The following is a 20,333-nucleotide window of genomic DNA, read 5'->3' on the forward strand; positions in this document are numbered from 1 at the left end:
CTCCCGTGGGGTTGGAGGCGGTCAGGCCGGGCGGTGCTCGGTGACCGCCTGGAGGGTGAGGGTGGCGCGGGCCTCGCCGGTGGCGGGGTCGCGGGTCGCGGCGAGCCGCACGACCCGCAGGGTCACGAGGTGGTGGCCGTGCAGCGCCAGGGGGGCGTCGGCGAGGAGGTCGGCCATGCGCTCGGCGGCATCGAGGCCGGAGCGGGCCGAGCCCGGCCGGGCGTAGAGGACGAGGGCGAGGCCGTGGGCGTGGCGCGTCGCGCCGTCGACGGATTCGTCGCGGATCTCGGCGTCGCCGAACACGCCGTAGACGGGCACGCTGCCGCGCGGCGGCTCGTCGTGGAGGCGCACGGACCCGCCCATGAGCCGGGCGAGGGGGGCGTCCACGGCCAGATAGGCGCGTAGCGCCCCGCGCAGGGCGAGCAGCGGGCTCGCGGAGACCGGGTCTCGAACCGTCACGGCGCGCGCTCCCCGGCCACGAGTTCTTCGACCCGACAGACGAGTTCGCGCCGTCGGCCGTCGGGATCGCCCGCGGCCCGGATGGCGAAGCGGCGCGGCCCGGTGGACAGCCGCATCGTGGGCGTGACGTCGGCGCGGTAGGCGAGGCGGACCCGGTGGGTCTCCGCCGCATCGGCCCGCCCGCCCCGGACCCGCTCGGGCCCGCTCAGGGATTCGAGGGCACCCCACACCAGGGGGCCGGGGACGTAGCGGCGGATCACGCCGCCGAACCCGTCGGGCTCCTCCACGGGCCGTTCGAGGGTGAAGCGGCGGCGGCGCGCGCCGATGGGCACGCGCGGCGTGGACTCGGGCATGATCGGCTCCGTGATCATAGGGACAGGCGCCGCAGGGGGGCGACGAGGGCGGCGACGGATGGCGGCGGGCCCGCGCCCGTGTCGCCGCGATGCTCGAAGCCGTGGGCGGCGAGGAGCCGGATCGCCTGCAGCAGCATCGGGGGCGCCGGGGGGCCGTCGCCGCCGTATCCGGCGCTGACCTCGACGAGGGCGGCGCGGGCGTGGAGCGACGGCGCCTCGGGTGAGACCACGAGGCCCGGCGCCTCCACGGGGTCCGGCCCGGGGCGCACGAGGCCGGGGGCGAGGTCGGTGACCGTCCCCTCGGCATCGACGAGGCCGGCCCGCTCCACGGCCACCAGGGGGCTGAGCGGCAGGGGCACGAACCCGGCGGCGGGCCAGGCCGTGAGCATGATCCGGTAGCGCCCGGGCGCCAGGATTCGCCGGGTCGCGGCTTCCACGCTGGCGCGGGCGGAGGCCACGAGGGCGGCGAGGAGGGCGTCCTCGGCCCCGCCCTCGTCGGAATCGAGGCGCAGATGGGCGCGCATCTCGCCAAGGCTCACCGGCTCGACGGTGGCGCCTGCGACGCGTATCGGGGTCATCGTCGTCTCCAAGGTGCGGGGTGTTGCCGATGGCTCGGACTGGTCTCGGGCGTCTCGCCCTGCTGATGGGCGTCGCGGTTCCGGCCCCGATCATGGGTCCGGCGCACGCGGTGGTGGGCGGCGATCCGGCTCCGGAGGCGGCTTCTCACGCCGTCATGGTGCTGTCCTCGAACGGTGGCGTGTGCACCGGCGTGGTGGTGGCACCGGGCGCCGTGCTCACGGCCGGGCATTGCCTCGCGCCGCGCCTCGTCCACCGGGTGCACTACAAGGACGCCACCGGGGCGCCGGTGCTGGCCGAGCCCGCCGCGCAGGCGGTCCATCCGGGCTACGATGCGGGCGCCATCGCGGGGCGTCGCCGCTCCATCGACCTCGCCCTCGTGCGCCTCGCCGCGCCCCTGCCGGCGCCGTTCGTGCCCGCCACCTTGAGCGCGGCGATGCCGCGCGCCGGCGAGACCCTCACCGTCTCGGGCTACGGCGTGGCGCGGCCGGGGGATCCGCGCAGCACCGGCACCTACCGGCAGGCCGGCGTGCCCGTGGTCGAACCCTACGGGCCGAGCCGCATCCTCGTCTGGCTGCGCGGCGCGAAGGGCGCCGGCGCCTGCCAGGGCGATTCCGGTGGGCCGGTCGCGGCGGATATGGGCGTCGTCGCGGTGGCGGCCTGGGTCGGCGGGGCCTGCGGCGGTCTCTCGCAAGGGGTCCTGCTCGGGCCGCAGCGCGCCTGGATCGACGCGACCCTGGCCGGCTGGGGCCTCGCCGCCCGCTGGGACCGTCCGTGAGCCCGCCCCGGCCGATCGGCGTCGCGGGCGGAACCAGAGCTTGGCCGAGGGATTCCGTTCAGATAGGTTTCCACCATGGCCGTCCGGGACGCCTCCCTTCGGGGCCGGGACGCGGGAGAGACACGATGCTGCCGACCGCGTTTCGCGCCACCGTCCTTCGCACATTCACCGTGGCGGCCCTGGTCGCGCTCGCGCCCGCACTCCTGCCCACGCCCGCCTTCGCGGTGATCAACGGCGCGGTCTCGCGGGATCCCAACGGCCTGCGCGCCTCCGTGGTCCGCATCGAGAGCAGCCAGGGCGAGATCTGCTCGGGCACGCTCATCGCCAGCGACCTCGTGCTCACGGCGGCCCATTGCGTGATGCACCGGGCCAGCTACAGCGTTGTGGCGGTGGACCGCGCCTTCCGCTCGCGCCGCATCGCCGTGGCGGCGGCGTCCATGCATCCCGAATTCGTCCCCGGCACCACGCCGGAGGATCAGCCGGGCATCGATCTCGCTCTCATCAAGCTCGCCGAGCCCTTGGGCGGCGACTTCCAGCCCCTCGATCCGCGCGGCGGCGGCATCAACACCGGCGACGCCGTCGAGATCGCGGGCTTCGGCGTGGTGGCGGAGAACCGGCGCAACACCGCCCGCACCCTGCGCCAGGCCCAGCTCGTCTCCATCGGCCCGCTCCAGGTCGCCAACCGCGTCACCGTGGTGACCGACCGGCGCCGCATGGCCGAGACGGCGGGGGCGGGCGCGTGCCTCGGCGATTCCGGCGGCCCGATCCTGCGCGGCGGCCCCGGCGGCTATCAGATCGTCGGCGTGGTGAGCTGGTCGAGCGGCGCCATGCGCCAGGACAAGCGCGCCCGCACCGCCTGCGGCGGCTTCACCGCCGTCACCCCCACGGCCGAGCACACCGGCTGGATTTCCTCCCGCGCCGCCGAGATGAGCCGGATGCAACCGGGCGAGGCCGCGGCCCGCGCCGAGTGGATGGCGCGGCCGGGACGGCGCTGAGCCGGGTTTCGATGCGGAACCGGGGCCGCTTTCACGAACCCCGCCTGGGCGCCGGCTTCCTCGCGGGCCGATGCCTTACGGACGGTTCGTCCCTGGCCGGCTGAAGGTCCGGGCCGCCGGCGGGAAACCGGCGACCATCTGCTCGTCGACGCCCAGGTTGGCGGCGAGCATCCCGCGCGGCACCCGGGCCAGCCAGGTCGCCAGCAAGGTCTCGTCAGTGACGCCGCTGTCGTGCACGCCGACGATCTCGGCCGTCTCGGTGCCGATGCTCTCCACCGAATGCCCGCAGGACCGGGGCAGGTACGCGCAGTCGCCCGGGCCGAGTTCGGCCACGGCCATGTGCTTGTCCTGGCCGAACAGGGTCACGCGCGTCCGCCCCCGCACGACGTAGTGCCACTCGTTCGCGCGGGTATGCCAGTGGGGCGCGTGCACCGCGCAGGCCGCGAGGCGCACCAGGAAGCCGGTCATCCCCGCCGAGACCGGGAAGGCGCCGGCGGGCGCCATCCGCATCGTGGAGCCGGCCCCCTCGGCTACCGCTACGGCACCCGCCAGGGCAAAGCGATGGGTGCGCTCCGGCGGCAGCGGACGCTCGGCCCGCGCCGTTGCGCCGTCGCGGGGCACGACGGGTCCCTGGATGATGTAGGTCTCGCCGGCCGGCAGGGCCGCCAGAGTCGCCTCCGGCACCCCGAGTGCGCCGCGCAGGATCGCGGGGTCGATCCGGCTCATCCAGTCGGTCAGCCCGAAGGTGCCGTGTTCGCCGAACAGGCCGTCGTCGAAGGCCAGGATGGCGTGGCACGGCTCGGACCCGAGGGTCTGGATCGCGTGGGCGTGGCCGCCCGGAAAGTACCAGGTGTCGCCGGGCGCGAAGTTGACGACCTCCATCTCCCCGGCGGCATCGATCACCGTCGCTTGGCAGTGGCCGGCGACGATGTAGCCCCACTCGGCGGAGGCGTGCCAGTGCATCTCGCGCACCCCGCCCGCATTCAGGAAGATGTGGGCCCCCGCGATCCCGGTGGCGAGGGGCAGCTGGTGGGTGGTGATCTCCCGCGCCCAGCCGCCCAGGTCGCCTTGACCGGGCCGCCGTCGAGGGAGGCCGTGAACACCGGGGCAGGCCCCGGCTTGCGGGGGATCGTGCGCAGGAAGGTGGAATCCGGGGCGACGTCGGCCCCCGCCGCATGACCGTCCCGCGCAGGGCCGGTCTGGAGAGGGCCGCTCTCCGCCGCCAGCGCCCCGCCGGCGGCCAGGCTGCCGCCCGCCGCGAGGGCGCCGAGAAACAGGCGGCGGTTGGTCTGGTCCATGGCGCTCCCCTCGGGCGAGGGCGCCGCCGCAACGACCCGTCCCCGACCGGAGGGAGCGCCCGGGGACGGGGTTAGCACCGCGCTATGCTTGAATTGGCTTCCTCTGCGGAGTGTATCCACATCTTCGTCCGACGATCGCGCGCTAGCGTTTCCGCTTCCTTAAGACTGGATCCCCCGGGCCCGAAGGCCCGGGGGCCGGTGTCAGGCCGCGAACTTCAACAGCTTGATCGCATCGAAGTCCTGCACGCCGCCGCCGACGCGCTTCGTGGTGTAGAACAGCACGTAGGGCTTGGCCGAGTAGGGGTCGCGCAGCACCCGCAGGCCGGCGCGGTCGACCACGAGATAGCCGCGGCGGAAATCGCCGAAGGCCAGGGACAGGCTGCCGGCCCCCGCATCCGGCATGGCCTCGGCCTCCGTCACCGGGAAGCCCAGCAGGGTCGCGCTTCGGTCGGCCCCCTGGGGCGGCTGCCAAAGGTAGTTGCCGTCGGCGTCCTTCATCTTTCGGATCGTGCTCTGCAGGCGCCGGTTCATGACGAAGCCGGCGTTCTGGCGGTAGCCGGCGCGCAGGGCGTAGATCAGGTCGAACAGCACGTCGGCCGGGTTGGCGGCCGGGAACGCCCCGGCCGCGCCCGTGGCAATGAGCCCGAGCTTGCCCGGGACCCAGGCGGAATTCGCCACGGTGTCGTGGCTGAGGAAGCCGCGCGGGCGGCTGATTCCGTTGCCGGTCACGAACGCGGTGCCCTCCTGCTCGGCGAACGCCGTCTCGACCTCGTCGGCGAGCCAGGCGTCGATGTCGACGATGGCGTCGTCGAGCAGCGTCTGGGTCGCCGCCGGCATGGCGTAGAGCTCCATGGCGGGGAAGCTCAGCTCCGACAGGGTCGGCGCGTCGGTCTGCGGCCGGGGCGCGGCCTCGGCGACCCAGCCCGACACCGCCTCCGTCACCGAGACGGCGCGCTTGTACTGCCCGCCCGAGATCGTGCGGACCGTGGCGAGCGCCCGGATCGGCGAGAGGCGGGCCAGCCGGGTGAGCACGTCGCGCTCGATGGTCTCGGGCACGAGGTAGCCGCCATCCGGGCCGGAGCCCGCCGACAGGGCTTTTTCCTCCAGGCGCTTGAGGCCGCCGCTCTCGCCGGCCCGGACGTAGAGGTCGAAGGCCGCCTTGTGCTCCGTGGCCGCGGCGTCCCGGGGTGGGTTGCCGGCGCCGAGGGGCGCCCGGCGCCCGTCGAGGGTGAGGCGGTCGAGGCGGGTGCGGGCGGTGTCCAGGGCCGCGTCGATGCGGGCGAGTTTTTCTTCCGTCAGCACGTCCGTCCCGAGCCGGCCCTCGATCTCGGCCAGCCGGGTGTCGTTGGTTTCGCGGAACGCCGCGAAGGCGCCCTGCAGATCGGTCATGGCATGGGCCACGGCCGGATCGCCGCCGGCGGCCTTGTTCTCCAGCGGAAACGATTTGGTTTCGAGGGGGTGATGGACGGTCATGCGAACCTCTTGGCGCGGGGGGAGGGAGCGGCGACGGGCCGGGTGGACGGATGGGCGCGCGCCGGGGCGACGCGCCGGGCGAAGGCGTGGAGCGCCTGCGCCAAGGGGAGGGATTCCGAGGGCAGGGATTCCGAGGGGGCGGATTTCGCCGCGATGCGCGCGCCGGGCTGGAGCGGGAAGGTGACGAGGGAAATCTCCCACAGGTCGAGGCTGTGGAGCCGGCGCAGGCCGCCGCGGTCCGGGCTCGCCCTGACGGTGCGGAACCCGATGGAGAGCCCGTCGAGGGCGCCCTCGCGCAGGAGGGCGTCGAGTTCGCGCGCCCGCTGCACGGCGAGGTTCAACTGGCCCGCGACGCGCAGGCCGCGCGCATCTTCCGTCAGCGACAGCCAGCGCCCGACGGGCTCGGCCGGATCGTGCTGCCACAGCATGCGCACGCCCGAGGCCCCCCGGGCGCGGAGGCTCGCAGCGAACGCGCCCGGCGCCACCACGTCGCGCCCGAGATCGGGCACGCCGAACAGGCTGGCATAGCCGGTGAAATGGCCGTCCATGGGGGGCTCCGGAGTTGGGAACGAGATCTGCGCTTCGTGCGCGCGTCCCCCCCGCAAAAGGAGAGGGTCGGGGCGCGGCCTCACCCCGCCGCGCCGTAACCCACCGCCGCGCGCTTCTCCGTGTCGCTCAGAAACTCTGCGTCCCCGACCCGGCGCCACAACGACTCGCGTTCGGGCGCGAGGGCCTCGATGGCGTCGAGGTCGGGTTCCAGGCGGGCGGGGCCGAAGGCGGGCGCCAGCCAGTGGGCGAGGGATTCGGCCGTGCGGCGCACCAGCGGGATCACCGTCTGGCGGTAGAAGGCGCGGTTGGCCTCGGCGTAATTGGCGTGGGTGTTGTCGCCGGGCAGGCCCAGCAACAGGGGCGGGACGCCGAAGGCCAGGGCGATCTCGCGGGCCGCACCACCCTTCGCCTCGACGAAATCCATGTCCTTCGGCGAGAGGGCCAGGGGCTTCCAGTCGAGGCCGCCCTCCAGCAGCAGAGGGCGCCCGGCATTGCCGGCGCCCTGGTAGTTGGCTTCGAGTTCGGCCTTCAGGCGGGTGAATTGCGCCTCGCTCAAGGTGCCGCCGGTCTGCGCGGCGAAGACGAGGGCGCCCGAGGGCCGGGCGGCGTTGTCGAGGAGGGCCTTGTTCCAGGCGCTGGCGGCGTTGTGGATGTCGAGCGCGGTGGCCGCCGCCTCCATGGGGGCGAGGCCGTAATGGTCGTCCCCCGGATGGAACAGGGTGAGGTGGAGGATGGGCGCGACGCCCGCCTGGTCGAGGTTGTAGCGCAGGGTGCGGCCCCCCACCGTGTAGGCGTAGGCCACGGGCCAGCCGTCCGGCCCCGGCACCACCCGCATCCGGTCCGGGCGCAGGGCGTGGAGCTCGCGCGGGGTGCCGTCCAGACTCTCGGCCGCCAGGTAGGCGTTGCCCGAGACCATGAGGTGCCCGTAGACCGATTCGAGGAGCCGCGCCCCGCCCTCGCGCGGGTTCGGGCGGGCGAGCAATTGCAGGAGCGGGTGCTCGTTCCCTGCGTCCGCCAGCACCAGGGGCAGGGACGCGGCGGCCTCGGCCACGAGCCGCACGGCCCGGTGGACCACGGCGTTGCGCTGGAACCCCTCGCGGGCGAGGGCGCTCCCCTCGCGCGGCGTCCACACCGCCCGGCCCTCGCCGTAGAACGGCACCGCGAGGGGCGCGGCCTTCGTTTCGGGCACGGGAAAGGCTGCCCGTGCGAGGCGGGTGAAGAGGTTGGGCATGATGGAAATCCCCTGAACGGCGGCGGATCACAGCCGCCGGATGCGCGGCTCGGCGGAGCCCCGCAGCATGAGGTGGGTCAGCGCCCACACGAGGGCGTCGAGGCGGTCGGGCGAGGCGCCGGAGGACAGGCCGTCGGGCCCGAAATCGCAGAGCTCGTCCTCCAGCGCCGGCAGGGCGCCGACATGGTGGACCCGTCCTTGGGCGTAGAGCACCGAGACCGGCTCGGCCCGGAGGTATTTTCCGCGGGTGGCCCGTACGGGGATCACCGGCACGGACGCGTCGACCTGCGCGAGGACGGCGGTCACCATCTCGCCGCCCTGGTTGACCTCGACCACGAGACTGTCGGCATCGAGGCGGTGGTAGAGGGCCAGCGCCGCGGCGGCCCAGGCCTCGGGCGTCGCCCGGGCGAGGGTCGCGTCGGCGAGCACGTAGGCGTGGCCGGAGGGCGCGAGACCCGCCGCCACGATCCCGCAGGCATCGGCCCCGGCCTTCGAGGTGGCCGGCGGATCCACCGCCACGACGATGCGGCGCAGATCCTCCGGGGCGCGGGCGACGCGGGTGTGTTCGAGGGCCGCGCGGGTCCACAGGGCGTCGGCACGGTCCTCGATGAGCTCGCCGTCGAGCTCCTGGCGCCCGAGGCGGGTGCCGGCGTAGCGCCCCACCACCGCGTCGAGGAAGCTCGGCGCCAGGTTGTCGGCATTGTCCGCCGTGCGGGAGCGGCTCACCACCGTCGTGGGGTCGGCGAGGAGCCGGCGCAGGAGCGGGATCGGGCGCGGCGTGGTGGTGACGAGGCCGCGCGGGGCGTGGCCGAGGCGCAGGCCGAACTGGATCATGTCCCAGGTGGCGTCGGCGTAGCGCCACTTGGCGATCTCGTCGGACCAGGCGGCCCCGAATTGCGGGCCGCGCAGGGAATCGGGTTCCTCGGCCGAGAAGGCGAGGCCCACGGCGCCGTTGGGCCAGTCGAGGCGGCGGCGCGAGGGCGACCAGCGCGGGCGCGGGCCGTTCAGGGACAGCAGCCCCGACGGCCCCTCGATCATCACGTCGCGGACATCCGCGAAGGTCTCGCCGATGAGGGCGATGCGGCCCACGGGCCGGGCGGTGAAGGCGGGGTCGCCCTGGGCCAGGGCCCGGACCCATTCGGCCCCCGTGCGGGTCTTGCCCGAGCCGCGCCCGCCCACCACCGCCCAGGTGGTCCAGATGTCGTCCGGGCACGGCGACAGCTGGTCGGCCCGCGCCGTGTGGAGCCAGTCACGGGCAAGGGCCCGGATCAGGTGCGGCGGCAGGCTCTCCAGGAAAGCCGGCATCCGGCCGCTCGCCGACGAACGCCGCATAGCGCCGCGCGATCTGCGCGCGCAGGGCGGGCAGGTCGGTGTCCCGTTCTGCGTCCGGGTCGGTGCCCGAGCCGGCGTCGCCGGGGCCGTCCGTGTGCGCGCCGCGTGTCGCATCGGGGTCGCTCCTGGGGGCGGCGGCAAGGTCGTCGAGGAGGCGCTTGAGGCCGCCGAGGTCGCGCAGCACCCGGGCCGAGTCGAGGCCGGGGGGCGCCTCCTTCAGGGCCACGTCGAAGGCCGCGACCTGCCGGGTGATGTGGGTGAGCAGGGCCACCCGGAGGATGGCGGGGCCGGGGGGCGGCCCCTCCGCCGCCTCGGGCAGCCCGCAGGACGAGAACAAGGCCGGCGCCGTGCGGCGGGTCAGGCCGAGCACGGCGGCGAGATCCGCGCGGGTGACCCCGTAGGCGCGGTCGACCCGCGCCAGGGCGGCGCAGCGCGCGGGCGACCAGGCCGCCGGTGCGGTCTTCGCGATGGGGGGGCGCCACGTCTCCTGGCGGCACCATTTGCGGAGGGTCGCGGCGCTGAGCTTCGTTTCCGCCGCGATCTCCCGGACGGTCTTGTCGGTCTCGCGAAACAGGGCTTCGGCCTGCGCCTTCCGCTCCGCATCGACGGGGGTGAGGTTCATCGCCGCCGCCCCCTCTCCATCCACACTTCTTGAGCGTGGGGTAGTGATACCGCAGGAGCGTCGCGCTGTCAATCATAAATTCCTATTTTTGGGATTTAGATCTTATGATTGAGGCTCGCTTTAACGGCCTTCAGGGATGGTTGAGCCGGGGCTCCACCATCCCTGTTCGCAGGCCGGACTCGTGGCCGGGGCGAAAGTCTAGAGGCCGATCATCGCCTGCGAGGTGCCGACGATGGTGAAGGCCAGACCAGCGGCGAAGGCCGCGATCATGACGTAGGAGAACCCCTTCAGAACCATGGGCGTCGCCTCCCGGGCTCCGATCAGCAGCGGTTTCCGCCGGAGGTCTGGCCGTACTGCATCACGGGGAAGTTCTGCTGGTTGGCGTTGCCCTCGGCGGCCGAGCTCATGGCGCAGCCGCCGTAGGCCGGCACGCGGGACGGGGCGTAGGCCGAACCGGTGGTCTCGACTTCGGGGGGAAGGAAGCCAGTGTAACGGCCCTTCTTCTCGTAGGCCATGGCCGGAGAGAGCGAGGCAACGCCAAGAACAACGGCGGTGGCGAGGGTGGCGATGCGGGTCTTGGTCATGATCTGAGTATCCTGTTCAGGACGATCCGCGCTGCGGACCAGGGCCGACGATTGGCCGATGATTGAAAAGAGGAGAGGTGAGGTGCGCGTTCTGCTTCCGGGATGTCGCGGCCGACGCGCCACCCCGGGCAATCTCGAGGACGGTCGCTCGCCCGGAGCGGTCGTTACAGGCCGATCATCGCCTGGGAGGTGCCGACGATGGTGAAGGCCAGACCGGCGGCGAAGGCGACGATCATGCCGTAGGAAAAGCTTTTCAGGACCATGTCTATACCTTGCTGTTGCTGACTTGTGTGAGATCGGATCAGCAGCGGTTTCCGCCCGATGTCTGGCCGTACTGCATCACGGGGAAGTTCTGCTGGTTGGCGTTGCCCTCGGCGGCCGAACTCATGGCGCAGCCGCCATAGGTCGGCACGTGAGACGGGGCATAGACCGAACCGGTGGTCTCGACCTCGGGGGGAAGGAAGCCGGTGTAGCGACCCTTCGTCTCGTAGGCCATGGCCGGGGAGAGCGAGGCAAAGCCAAGAACAACGGCGGTGGCGAGGGCGGCGATACGGGTCTTTGTCATTGTCTTATAATCCACTTCTGCGACAAACCGGCGTTCCGGTCTGTCCGTTGCTTCTGGAAAACAACATAGGGCTTCGATTTCATTCTGAAGGTGCCGCGACGCACGCGCCACCATGGATTAAGCCGACGTGCGCGGAATGCTCCGTGGAGCCGTCTTCACCCGGTCCGGCAGGCCGCCCCCCATGGTGCACGGCAAGTCGGGCGGCGGGCGGCATCGCGCGAACGCAGACAGATCACGTTGTAATCCCGACTTGTCGCGGAATATTCGCGTCACGGTAGCGTCATTCGCCAAGCCTAATGCGCCGCCCAGCAAGGTTATGCTTCGAACATGGACCGCTTTGTCGAGGCGTTGCTGCGGCGATGCCTCGACGCCGCGGGTGCAGGCGATGCGCGCGGCCGGCTCGGGTTCGACGGGCCGCCGATGCCGGCCGGCATGCTGCAGATGCAAAGGATCGAGAGATGAGACAACGTCTGTTGGCGCCGACGCTCGGCCTGTTGGCGGCGACCCTCGGATGGAGCGTCCTGACGCTGGCGCCGGCCCAGGCCCAGACCGTCGCGGAGCTGCAGCGCCAGATCGACGAGCTCAAGGCGATGATCAAGGCGCAGGCCGAATCCGGCCGCGGCGCGCGGGCGGCCCCGGCCCGGGTCGCGCATCGCAGCGAAGCCGGCACCCGGCCGGCGGCGGGCCGGCCCGTCGACTCGGCCGTCGCTCCTCCGGCGGCGACGCGGGCCGTCCACGCGGACCGGCCCGCCTTCGCCATCGACCGACCGGATACCTGGATCGACGCCCTGCTGCCGCCCCCGCCCGGGGTGGACGGCCCCAAGCCCGCCGGGTCGCCGAAAACCTGGTTCGAGCGCCTGTCCCTGCGCGGCTACACCCAGATGCGCGTCAACGAAATCCTCTCGGGGGACGGCACCACGCCGGCCGGCCGGTCGCGCCTGCGCTCCGTCCACGACGGCGGCATCACCGAGCGGGGCAACTTCACCTTCCGCCGGGTGCGCCTCGTCCTGCAGGGCGACATCCACGAGCGGGTGTTCATCTACCTTCAGCCGGATTTCGCCGTGAACGTCGCCAACCAGGTCGGCACCGAGGGGCGCGGAAACTTCGCACAGCTGCGCGACGCCTTCGCCGACGTGTTCCTCGACGAGGGGCGCAGCACCAAGATCCGCTTCGGCCAGCAGAAGGTGCCGTATGGCTGGGAGAACCTGCAATCCTCGCAGAACCGTCTCACCCTCGACCGCTCGGACGCCATCAACAGCGCCATTCCGGGCGAGCGCGACATTGGCATCACCGCCTATTACACGCCGGCCCACGTCCAGGGCCTCTGGGACCGGCTGGCCAAGGGCGGCCAGAAGCTGTTCGGCAATTACGGCGCCTTCGGCGTCGGCATCTACAACGGCCAGACCATCAACCGGACGGAACGCAACGACGATCTCATGGTGGCCGGCATGGCGACGTGGCCCTTCGCCCTCGACGGTCTGGGCGCGGCGTTCGAGGGCCAGGTCCTCGAGGTCGGGGCTTCCGCCTACCGCAACCGGTTCCAGCCCGAGATCCGCACGGGCGGCGTCAGCCCGGCGGCGTTCAGCGATGCCCGCGTCGGCCTCCACGCCATCCTGTATCCGCAACCCTTCGGCCTCCAGGCCGAGTGGAACTGGGGGCGCGGCCCGGAATTCGACGTGGTCACCCGGATGATCGCGGAGAAGCCGCTCAGCGGCGGCTACGTCCAGGCCATGGTCCGGGTCGACCATTCCCCCATCGGCCCGTTCATGCCCTACGCGCGCTGGCAGACCTATGGGGGCGGCTGGAAGGTGGCGACCAACGCGCCCCGCCTCGACACCGACGAGGTCGAGGTCGGCGTCGAGTTCCAGCCGACCAAGCCCCTCGAGATCACCCTCGCGTATGCCCGGATGAAGCGCCGGGAGGCCGACGAGCGCCGCCTCGGCCGAGCGGAAGGCCACCTGTTCCGCGGGCAGCTGCAGTGGAATTACTGACGCCGTGCCGAGGGTGGGCCGGACCCCCACCCTTGGGTGCGCCCCGGAAACCCGGTACCCTCCGGCGAAAATCAGACCCCGCCGGAGGACGACCCCCAATGAGCCACAGCCCGACCCCCCTCACCGCCCACGGTGTGTTCGACGTCGCGGCGCACGCCGCCCAACTGCCCGAGACCGCCGACACCATGGTGGCCGATCACCGCTTCACCGACGATCCGGCGGCAAGCGCCCGGGTGTTCCGGGTCTACCGGCCGACGCCGCCGCACAGCCACGCGTCCTGCGACGAGTACCTCTACGCCCTGTCGGGCCGCTGCCTCATGAAGTTCGCCGATGAGCCCGCCATCGAGGTCGGCCCCGGCACCCTGGTGTTCTTCAAGCGCGGCGTGGTCCACTCGGTGCCGGAGATCCTGGAGGAGCCGATGGTGTTCCTCTCCGTCGACACCCCCCGGCGCGAACCCCGCGACATCCGCTTCGTGGAGGCCGGCACCGGCACGCCGGACAGCTTCATCCGCCAGCGGGATTGAACGCGTCCGGCGGGTGAGGTTCGGTGCGACGCCGACCATGGGAGGCGCTCGGTCCGCGTCGATGGCGCGGACCGTGATCGGACGCACAGGGGCCGGACCCTCCAGGCCCGCGTCGGCCCTCCACGCGGACGAGGCGCATCGCCATGCGCGTGATCGGCGCCCTGACGATCGTCGCCCCGTTCCCTGTATCCAAACTCTACGGGGATGAGCTTTCCAACGGCGACGCCGCGGACGGCGACCCGACTCCCGAGAGCCTCGGTCTTCGGGGCGGCATGGGCTTGTCCGCCCTCAGGCCCCGCGCGCGTCACCGGTAGCGAGACGTGCCTCTTCGGCCGCGAAGACTTCCTCCATGGTGATTAGGCCCCGGTCTTCCAGGAGTGTGAGGAGTTGGAGCGAGGCCGACATCGCGTTGCCCGAGCCGCGCATGATCGCGAACGCCTGCTCATGGTCGTGGGTCATCAGGCTGCGCAGATAGGGGGCCAGCGTGGCAGTGGGAGCATCGGCCGCCACGAGCCGGAGAATGTCGAGGGCTTCATCCCGTGGCGTGACAGGGACCAAGTCGGCCGAGGACATCGTGATAGCCTGAGATATGAATACAACACCGTTAGGTATAGTAATTTATGCGGATTTGTCAAGATCTATACTTGCATTGACGGGCGCCGGACAGACCGTATCGTGGGCCGGCACAGTCCCGCGAGTCGGCCCGAGCCCGCGAGTCGGCCCGAGCCCGCGAGTCGGCCCGAACCAAGTCGGATCGAAATTCCGTTGCCGGAGAACGGATGATCCCGTCGTTCGCTGGACTGGACCCTGGTCCGGCGCGGACCGGACCTGCGACCGGCGGCGCCTCCGCCCTCGGCGGTACCGGGCTGCCGTGATGGCGGCCCAGGCTCATGCGAAGTCCGGGCCGAGGACGGGCCTGATCCACGACGTCACCGGCCGGACGAACCTGCGCGGTCCGGGCCGATCGATCGGGCCGCGTCGAGACGGTCCGTCGACGATGCGCCGGATGCGATCCCCGCCCGATGCGTGCCCGAGGAACCCTCGTGCGCAGCTTCCCGCGAAGGGGATCTCGATCCTACGGCGCCTTGGCGGGCTCGGCCGGCTTGGTGTTCGCATCGGTCTTGGCGTCGGTCTTGGCATCGGTCTTGGCCTTGCCGAGGTAGATGTACTCGGGGGCGGCGCGGAGCTGGTCCTTGTTGGTGTCGATGGTCGCCTTCAGGGTGGTGTCGTTGGTGCGGGTGAGCTTGAGGGCGCTCGGATCGATGGCGACGTACTTCGTGCCGATGCCCAGGAAGCCGCCGACGCCGACCACCCACGACTTCACCGTGCTCTTCTCGTCGAGGACCACGTCGGCGATCTCGCCGATGGTCTCGTTGGCGCCGTTCTGGATCGTCAGTCCAACGAGCTTCGACGTGACCATGTCGGTGGGGTTCTGCGCCACGAAGGTCGGGCGCAGGTCGTTGGCGAGGGTGGCGGGGGCCGCCGGAACCGGGGCCGTGCCGGGCGCCGTTGCCTCCGGCGCCTGCGCGAGGGCACCGAGGGTGCCGGCGACGAGGAGGGTGGTGCCGAGCAACAGGCTGCGCATGGAGGCTGGTCTTTCCGGGTCAGGGGCGTGTGGGGCCGGGTGGGGCCGTGTCGAACGCTCAAGCTCGGGACGGCCCGATGGTTCCGCCCACGTGCACGGATCGCTCCGCCCGCGCGCAAGGATCCCTATCCCCTGCATGCACGAAGGCGCGACCTGGGACGATCGGCGCGAGACACGGGGGCCGTTCGCGCCCTAGATTCCCACCGAGAGACCGCGCGGGTGCCCCGCGCCGCGAATCCCCGGGAGCCCCGCCATGCCGTCCTTCCTCAGCGAGACCCTGCCCCGCCGACGGGCCCTGATCCTCCTCGGCGCGGCCCTGGCCGGCGGCGCGCGGGCCGCGCAGGCGGGCGAGACCCGGGCCGGGGCCTTCACCTTCGAGAAACCCGAGGGCGGCGGTCTCCCTCTGGCGGATTTCGCCGGCAAGCCGATCCTCGTCGTGAACACCGCGACCTCCTGCGGCTATGCCGGGCAGTTCGTCGGGCTTCAGGGTCTGTGGACCCGGTTCGGCGCCCGCGGCCTCACGGTGATCGCCGTGCCGTCGCCTGATTTCGGCAATCAGGAGACCCTGGACGGTGTCGCCATCGCGGAGGCGGCGCGCAAGAACCACGGCGTCACCTTCCCGGTGGTGGCCAAGACCCACGTGAAGGGCCCCGCCGCCCATCCGTTCTACCGCTGGGCGGCGGCCGAGAAGCCCGGCGCCACCCCGGGCTGGAACTTCCACAAGTACCTCGTCGCCCGCGACGGCAGCCTGCTCGCGGCCTTCCCGCATTCCATGGAGCCGACGGATTCCCGCATCGTCACCGCCATCGTGGGGGAACTGCCCGCCGCCTGAGCGGCCGGCCCTTCGATCGACCCCCAGGGAGGTTTCGCGATGCAGGACCACGATCAAGATCACGACGCGTCCCCGCCGGGGGACGCCGCCCCGCGCTGGAAGCACGATGGCATCCGTGTGATCCCCGGCGACAGGCTCGACCCCAACACGGCGCAGACGCCGGGCATGTTCCGGCAGGCCGCCATCAACCACGCCCGCGTCGGCGCCCACAAGATCTGGGCCGGCACCGTGGCGATCGAGCCCGACGCCAAGACGGGCGTGCACCACCACGGTGCCCTGGAGAGCGTGATCTTCGTGCTGTCGGGGCGCGCCCGGATGCGCTGGGGGACCGGCTCGAATACGTCGCCGAGGCCGGCCCCGGCGACTTCATCTTCGTGCCGCCCTACGTGCCGCACCAGGAGATCAACGCCTCCCCGGACGAGCCCCTGCACTGCGTGCTGGTGCGCTCGGACAACGAAGCGGTGGTGGTCAACATCACGGATGTCGACCCCGTCGAGCGGCCCGAGACGGTCCCGTGGGTCGATCCGATCCACAAGCACCCGTGAGCCGGATGCGGACGGGGGAGGGCTCCCCCGTCCGCTCTGTCGGGCGGCTCCCGGGGGGAGGGCCCCCTGTCCGCTCTGTCGGGCGGCTCTCGGGGGAGGGGTCCCCCCGTCCGGCCGGTCAGGCGGCTTCCGGCATCCGGTCCAGGAGCTTGTCGAGGGTAATGGGGTAGTCCCGCACCCGGATGCCCGTGGCGTTGTAGACGGCGTTGGCCACCGCGGCGCCGACGCCGCAGATGCCGAGTTCGCCCACGCCCTTGGCCTTCATGGGCGAGGAGATCGGATCGACCTCGTCGAGGAAGATCACCTCCTGGTGCGGGATGTCGGCGTGGACCGGGACCTCGTAGCCGGCCAGATCGTGGTTGGCGAAGAAGCCCCGCTTGGTGTCGACGTCGAGCTTCTCCATGAGGGCGGCGCCCGTGCCCATGGTCATCCCGCCGATCACCTGGCTGCGGGCGGTCTTCGGGTTGAGGATGCGGCCGGCGGAGCAGACCGCCAGCATCCGGCGCACCCGCACCTCCGCCGTGTCGACATCGACGCCGACCTCGACGAAATGCCCGCCGAAGGTCGATTGCTGGTAGGTCTTCGACAGGTCGCCGAACTCGATGCTGTCCTCGCCCGTCAACGCGCCGGCCCGCGCCGCCTCACCGAGCGGCACGGCGCGGTTGCCGGACCGCACCTCCCCGTCCACGAAGACGGCATCGTCCGAGTTGATGCCGAGGCGTTGCGCCACGGCCTCGCGCAGCTTCACGCAGGCCGCGTAGACGCCGGAGGTGGAGGAATTCGCGCCCCACTGGCCGCCCGAGCCCGCCGCGACCGGAAAGGCGGAATCGCCGAGCCGGACCACGACGCGGTCGAGGGGCACGCCCATCATCTCGGCCGCCGTCTGGGCGATGATGGTGTAGCTGCCGGTGCCGATGTCGGTCATGTCGGTCTCGACGGTCACGGTGCCCTTGGCGTCGAGCCGGACGCGGGCGCCGGACTTCATCACCATGTTGTTGCGGAAGGCCGCGGCCACGCCCATTCCGACGAGCCAGTGCCCGTCCCGGACCGAGCCCGGCTTCGGGTTGCGCTTGGCCCAGCCGAACGTCTCCGCGCCGCGCGTCAGGCAGCCGACGAGGTCGCGGTGCGAGAACTTGCGGTCGGGCTTGTTCGGGTCGGTCTGGGTGTCGTTGCGGATGCGGAACGCCACCGGGTCCATCCCGAGCTTCTCCGCCATCTCGTCCATGGCTACCTCGAGCACCATCAGGCCCGGCGCCTCGCCGGGCGCCCGCATGGCGTTGCCCTCCGGCAGGTCGAGATGGGCGAGCTTCATGGCGGTCATGCGGTTGGCACCCCCGTAGAGGAGCTTGGTCTGGTTCACCGCCGTCTCGGGATCGCCGTCGGGCAGGTTGCCGGAGGTGCTCTCGTGCGCGATGGCGGTGATCGTCCCGTCCTTGGTCGCGCCGATGCGCACCCGCTGGATGGTGGCGGGCCGGTGGGTGGTGTTGTTGGCCACGAGCGGCCGGGTCAGCGCCACCTTCACCGGGCGCCCCGCCGCCTTGGCGCCCAGCGCCGCCAGCACCGCGTCGGCGCGCACGAACAGCTTGCCGCCGAAGCCGCCGCCGACATAGGGCGAATCGAGCCGGACGTTCTCCTTCGGGATGCCCAGGATCTTGGCCATGCTGCCATGGCCCCAGCCGATCATCTGGTTGGAGGTCCAGAGGGTGACCTTGTCGCCGTCCCAGGCCGCCACGGTGGCGTGCGGCTCCATCATGGCGTGGCTCTCGTCGGCGGTGGTGTAGGTCTCGTCGAACCGCACCGGGGCCGACGCGAAGGCGCCCTCGAAATCGCCGACGCGCTCGACGCCGTCGCCGCCGCTGCCCTCGCCGCTGTCGCCCGGCGCGGGGGGCGCGCCCTTCGCCTCGGTGGCGAGGTCGAACTTGCCGGCCTCGGGGGCGTAGTCGACCTTGACCAGGAAGGCCGCCGCGCGGGCCTGCTCGAAGGTCTCGGCGACCACCACGGCAATGGCCTGGTGGTAGTGCTGCACCCGGTCGCCGCCGAACAGGTAGGCGGCGTTCATGGTGCCGCGTTCGAGGCGGGGCGTCTCCAGGGTGGTGACGATGGCGAGGACGCCGGGGGCGCGCTTGGCCGCCTCCGAGTGGATCGCCCGGATGCGGCCCTTGGCGATCCCGGCGCCGAGCACGTAGCCGTAGGCTTGGTTCGCCGCCACGTCGTGGCGCTCGTAGGCGTAGGGGGCGGTGCCGGTGGTCTTGTACTTGCCGTCGATCCGGTCGGTGGCCTTTCCGACGACCTTGAGCTGGTCGATGGGGTTCTGGCCGGCGGGGGTGTCGAACTTCATGGAGATCTCGCCGCTGTTCATCGANGCCGTGGGTGTAGAGCGAGCGGAAGGGCATGCCAGTCGTAGGCGTAGGGGGCGGTGCCGGTGGTCTTGTACTTGCCGTCGATCCGGTCGGTGGCCTTTCCGACGACCTTGAGCTGGTCGATGGGGTTCTGGCCGGCGGGGGTGTCGAACTTCATGGCTCTAAGCCCTCGCTTCGGTGAGCACCGCGCCGAGCGTGCGCTCGGCGAGCTTCAGCTTGTAGGCGTTGTCATGGGTCGGCTTGGCCCCGGCGAAGGCCTGCGCGGTCACCGCCTTGGCGCCCTGCGCCATCGCGCCCTCCGCGGCTTCGACCCGCCACGGCTTGTGCGCGACGCCGCCGAAGGCCGCCCGGCCGGTGCCGTCCGGCTGCACCACGGCGGCCACCGAGACGAGGGCGTAGGCGTAGGAGGCCCGGTCGCGAACCTTGCGGTAGATGTGCGTGCCGCCCAGCGGTTTCGGCAGCGTCACCGCCGTGATGAGTTCGCCGGGCTTCAGAGTGGTGTCGACCTCGGGCCGGTCGCCCGGCAGGCGGTGGAACTCGGCGATGGGGATGTTTCGCGATGCCCCCTTGGCATCGATGGTCTCGACGGTGGCGTCGAGCACCCGCATGGCCACCGCCATGTCGCCCGGATGGGTGGCGATGCAGGCCTCGCTGGCGCCGATCACCGCGAGCTGGCGCGAGACCCCGTCGAGGGCCGAGCAGCCCGAACCGGGTGCCCGTTTGTTGCAGGCCTGCGCCGTGTCGTAGAAGTACGGGCAGCGGGTGCGCTGGAGCAGGTTGCCGGCCGTGGTGGCCTTGTTGCGCAGCTGGCCCGAAGCGCCGGCCAGCAGCGCGCGCGACAGCACCGCGTAATCCTTGCGCACCCGCGCGTCGGCGGCGAGATCGGTGTTGCGCACCAGGGCGCCGACCCGCAGGCCGCCCTCCGGGGTCGCCGCGATGGTGTCGAGGCCGAGGCCGTTCACGTCGACGAGGTGCGTCGGGGTCTCGATCTGCAGCTTCATCAGGTCGAGGAGGTTGGTGCCGCCGGCGATGAACTTGGCGTTCGGGGTGCGGGCGACGGCGGCCGCCGCCTCGGCGGCCGAGGTCGGGCGCTCGTAGGTAAAGGACTTCATGCCTGCTTCCCCGCGACTTCGGTCATCGCCTCGACGATGTTGGAATAGGCGCCGCAGCGGCAGATGTTGCCGCTCATGCGCTCGCGGATCTCGGCGTCCGTGACCTGCATCGGCGCGTTGAGATCGGCGGTGGCGTGACTCGGGATGCCGGCCTTGATCTCGGCGAGCACGGCGACGCCCGAGCAGATCTGGCCCGGCGTGCAGTAGCCGCACTGGAAGCCGTCGTGCTTGATGAAGGCGGCCTGCATCGGGTGCAGGGCGTCCGGCTGGCCCAGCCCCTCGATGGTGACGATCTCCGCGCCCTGGTGCATCACCGCGAGGGTGAGGCAGGCGTTGATGCGCCGTCCGTCGACGATCATCGTACAGGCGCCGCACTGGCCGTGGTCGCAGCCCTTCTTCGAGCCCGTGAGGTGCAGGTGCTCGCGCGCCGCGTCGAGGAGCGAGGTGCGGGTGTCGAGTTCGAGGTCCCGGCGCTGGCCGTTCACCGTCAGCGACACCTTCGCCAGAACGGGCTTGTCGGCGCCAGCGGGTGCGGCGCCCGCCGTAGAGGGAACGGCCGCCAGGGCCGC

Annotated in this window: 23 protein-coding genes and 1 pseudogene; 7 read left to right on the forward strand and 17 right to left on the reverse strand. The window is 72.0% G+C overall.

The features are described 5' to 3' along the window. Positions 1 to 21: 21 nt before the first annotated feature. Genes ASF27_RS14065 through ASF27_RS14075 form a run of 3 tightly spaced genes read right to left on the reverse strand, consistent with a single transcriptional unit; the run spans position 22 to position 1,390 of the window. Positions 22 to 459 carry a DUF3168 domain-containing protein gene (locus ASF27_RS14065; protein WP_056266933.1) on the reverse strand — a complete coding sequence of 146 codons (438 nt, stop codon included), beginning with the start codon at positions 457 to 459 and terminating at the stop codon, positions 22 to 24. Then, positions 456 to 812 carry a phage head closure protein gene (locus ASF27_RS14070; RefSeq protein ID WP_056266937.1) on the reverse strand — a complete coding sequence of 119 codons (357 nt, stop codon included), beginning with the start codon at positions 810 to 812 and terminating at the stop codon, positions 456 to 458. The genes ASF27_RS14065 and ASF27_RS14070 overlap by 4 nt, the downstream gene beginning before the upstream one ends. Before the next feature lie 14 nt (positions 813 to 826). Beyond that, a complete protein-coding gene (locus ASF27_RS14075) occupies positions 827 to 1,390 on the reverse strand; it encodes a hypothetical protein (protein ID WP_056360924.1) in 564 nt (187 codons plus the stop codon). 65 nt (positions 1,391 to 1,455) lie between these two features. Here ASF27_RS14075 and ASF27_RS14080 point away from each other — a divergent pair, with 65 nt between their 5' ends. Further along, positions 1,456 to 2,166, forward strand: a complete 711-nt coding sequence (locus ASF27_RS14080; RefSeq protein WP_244481012.1) for a trypsin-like serine protease — start codon at positions 1,456 to 1,458, stop codon at positions 2,164 to 2,166. Between the two features lie 125 nt (positions 2,167 to 2,291). After that, on the forward strand, positions 2,292 to 3,161 hold the full coding sequence (locus ASF27_RS14085) for a trypsin-like serine protease (protein ID WP_056172852.1): 870 nt from the start codon (positions 2,292 to 2,294) through the stop codon (positions 3,159 to 3,161). Between the two features lie 75 nt (positions 3,162 to 3,236). Here ASF27_RS14085 and ASF27_RS14090 read toward each other — a convergent pair whose 3' ends face one another. From ASF27_RS14090 to ASF27_RS14130, 9 genes are all read right to left on the reverse strand, one after another. Further along, positions 3,237 to 4,223, reverse strand: coding sequence for a cupin domain-containing protein (locus ASF27_RS14090; RefSeq protein WP_082479101.1), 987 nt, complete (start codon positions 4,221 to 4,223; stop codon positions 3,237 to 3,239). Next, positions 4,145 to 4,459 (reverse strand): hypothetical protein, encoded by a 315-nt coding sequence (locus ASF27_RS14095; protein WP_056360932.1) that lies wholly within the window; start codon positions 4,457 to 4,459, stop codon positions 4,145 to 4,147. Before ASF27_RS14095 ends, ASF27_RS14090 begins: the two co-directional genes overlap by 79 nt. 201 nt (positions 4,460 to 4,660) lie before the next feature. Next, positions 4,661 to 5,932 carry a phage major capsid protein gene (locus tag ASF27_RS14100; RefSeq protein ID WP_056360935.1) on the reverse strand — a complete coding sequence of 424 codons (1,272 nt, stop codon included), beginning with the start codon at positions 5,930 to 5,932 and terminating at the stop codon, positions 4,661 to 4,663. After that, positions 5,929 to 6,480 carry an HK97 family phage prohead protease gene (locus ASF27_RS14105; RefSeq protein ID WP_056360939.1) on the reverse strand — a complete coding sequence of 184 codons (552 nt, stop codon included), beginning with the start codon at positions 6,478 to 6,480 and terminating at the stop codon, positions 5,929 to 5,931. Before ASF27_RS14105 ends, ASF27_RS14100 begins: the two co-directional genes overlap by 4 nt. A gap of 80 nt (positions 6,481 to 6,560) precedes the next feature. Beyond that, positions 6,561 to 7,712, reverse strand: a complete 1,152-nt coding sequence (locus ASF27_RS14110; protein ID WP_056360942.1) for a phage portal protein — start codon at positions 7,710 to 7,712, stop codon at positions 6,561 to 6,563. A 27-nt stretch (positions 7,713 to 7,739) separates the two neighbouring features. After that, complete coding sequence (locus tag ASF27_RS14115) at positions 7,740 to 9,017, reverse strand: terminase family protein (RefSeq protein ID WP_056360945.1); 1,278 nt, start codon at positions 9,015 to 9,017, stop codon at positions 7,740 to 7,742. Further along, the gene (locus tag ASF27_RS22320) at positions 8,962 to 9,666 is read right to left on the reverse strand and encodes a hypothetical protein (RefSeq protein ID WP_056360947.1); all 705 of its coding nucleotides are present in this window, start codon (positions 9,664 to 9,666) and stop codon (positions 8,962 to 8,964) included. Before ASF27_RS22320 ends, ASF27_RS14115 begins: the two co-directional genes overlap by 56 nt. Positions 9,667 to 9,986: 320 nt before the next feature. After that, the gene (locus ASF27_RS14125; protein WP_056304955.1) at positions 9,987 to 10,250 is read right to left on the reverse strand and encodes a hypothetical protein; all 264 of its coding nucleotides are present in this window, start codon (positions 10,248 to 10,250) and stop codon (positions 9,987 to 9,989) included. A 301-nt stretch (positions 10,251 to 10,551) separates the two neighbouring features. Further along, positions 10,552 to 10,815, reverse strand: a complete 264-nt coding sequence (locus ASF27_RS14130) for a hypothetical protein (protein ID WP_056360951.1) — start codon at positions 10,813 to 10,815, stop codon at positions 10,552 to 10,554. A gap of 327 nt (positions 10,816 to 11,142) precedes the next feature. Between ASF27_RS14130 and ASF27_RS23430 the strand changes: the two genes are divergently transcribed. The 3 genes from ASF27_RS23430 to ASF27_RS14140 all read left to right on the forward strand — a co-directional run bounded on the left by ASF27_RS23430 (position 11,143) and on the right by ASF27_RS14140 (position 13,330). Next, the gene (locus ASF27_RS23430; RefSeq protein WP_277996074.1) at positions 11,143 to 11,277 is read left to right on the forward strand and encodes a hypothetical protein; all 135 of its coding nucleotides are present in this window, start codon (positions 11,143 to 11,145) and stop codon (positions 11,275 to 11,277) included. Then, positions 11,274 to 12,806, forward strand: a complete 1,533-nt coding sequence (locus ASF27_RS14135; protein ID WP_056360954.1) for a porin — start codon at positions 11,274 to 11,276, stop codon at positions 12,804 to 12,806. Before ASF27_RS23430 ends, ASF27_RS14135 begins: the two co-directional genes overlap by 4 nt. Before the next feature lie 98 nt (positions 12,807 to 12,904). Continuing rightward, positions 12,905 to 13,330 (forward strand): cupin domain-containing protein, encoded by a 426-nt coding sequence (locus ASF27_RS14140; RefSeq protein WP_056172951.1) that lies wholly within the window; start codon positions 12,905 to 12,907, stop codon positions 13,328 to 13,330. Positions 13,331 to 13,618: 288 nt separating this feature from the next. Here the strand turns inward: ASF27_RS14140 and ASF27_RS14145 are convergent, their stop codons facing one another. Beyond that, the gene (locus ASF27_RS14145) at positions 13,619 to 13,903 is read right to left on the reverse strand and encodes a hypothetical protein (protein ID WP_056360957.1); all 285 of its coding nucleotides are present in this window, start codon (positions 13,901 to 13,903) and stop codon (positions 13,619 to 13,621) included. A gap of 502 nt (positions 13,904 to 14,405) precedes the next feature. Then, positions 14,406 to 14,915 carry a PRC-barrel domain-containing protein gene (locus ASF27_RS14150; RefSeq protein WP_056360960.1) on the reverse strand — a complete coding sequence of 170 codons (510 nt, stop codon included), beginning with the start codon at positions 14,913 to 14,915 and terminating at the stop codon, positions 14,406 to 14,408. Between the two features lie 253 nt (positions 14,916 to 15,168). On the opposite strand from ASF27_RS14150, the gene ASF27_RS14155 reads away from it, so the two are divergent. After that, positions 15,169 to 15,747, forward strand: a complete 579-nt coding sequence (locus tag ASF27_RS14155; RefSeq protein ID WP_056172957.1) for a glutathione peroxidase — start codon at positions 15,169 to 15,171, stop codon at positions 15,745 to 15,747. Between the two features lie 39 nt (positions 15,748 to 15,786). Continuing rightward, positions 15,787 to 16,292: pseudogene (locus ASF27_RS14160) on the forward strand (cupin domain-containing protein). A 118-nt stretch (positions 16,293 to 16,410) separates the two neighbouring features. Here ASF27_RS14160 and paoC read toward each other — a convergent pair. The 3 genes from paoC to paoA form a co-directional block, all read right to left on the reverse strand. Continuing rightward, positions 16,411 to 18,630, reverse strand: coding sequence for an aldehyde oxidoreductase molybdenum-binding subunit PaoC (paoC, locus tag ASF27_RS14165; protein ID WP_056360963.1), 2,220 nt, complete (start codon positions 18,628 to 18,630; stop codon positions 16,411 to 16,413). Between the two features lie 183 nt (positions 18,631 to 18,813). After that, complete coding sequence (locus tag ASF27_RS14170; RefSeq protein WP_056360966.1) at positions 18,814 to 19,764, reverse strand: xanthine dehydrogenase family protein subunit M; 951 nt, start codon at positions 19,762 to 19,764, stop codon at positions 18,814 to 18,816. Further along, a partial coding sequence (gene paoA, locus ASF27_RS14175) for an aldehyde dehydrogenase iron-sulfur subunit PaoA (protein WP_056360967.1) occupies positions 19,761 to 20,333 on the reverse strand: 573 nt, incomplete at its 5' end. The genes paoA and ASF27_RS14170, both read right to left, overlap by 4 nt.

This window comes from Methylobacterium sp. Leaf102 (genome assembly GCF_001422425.1).
GTDB lineage: Bacteria > Pseudomonadota > Alphaproteobacteria > Rhizobiales > Beijerinckiaceae > Methylobacterium.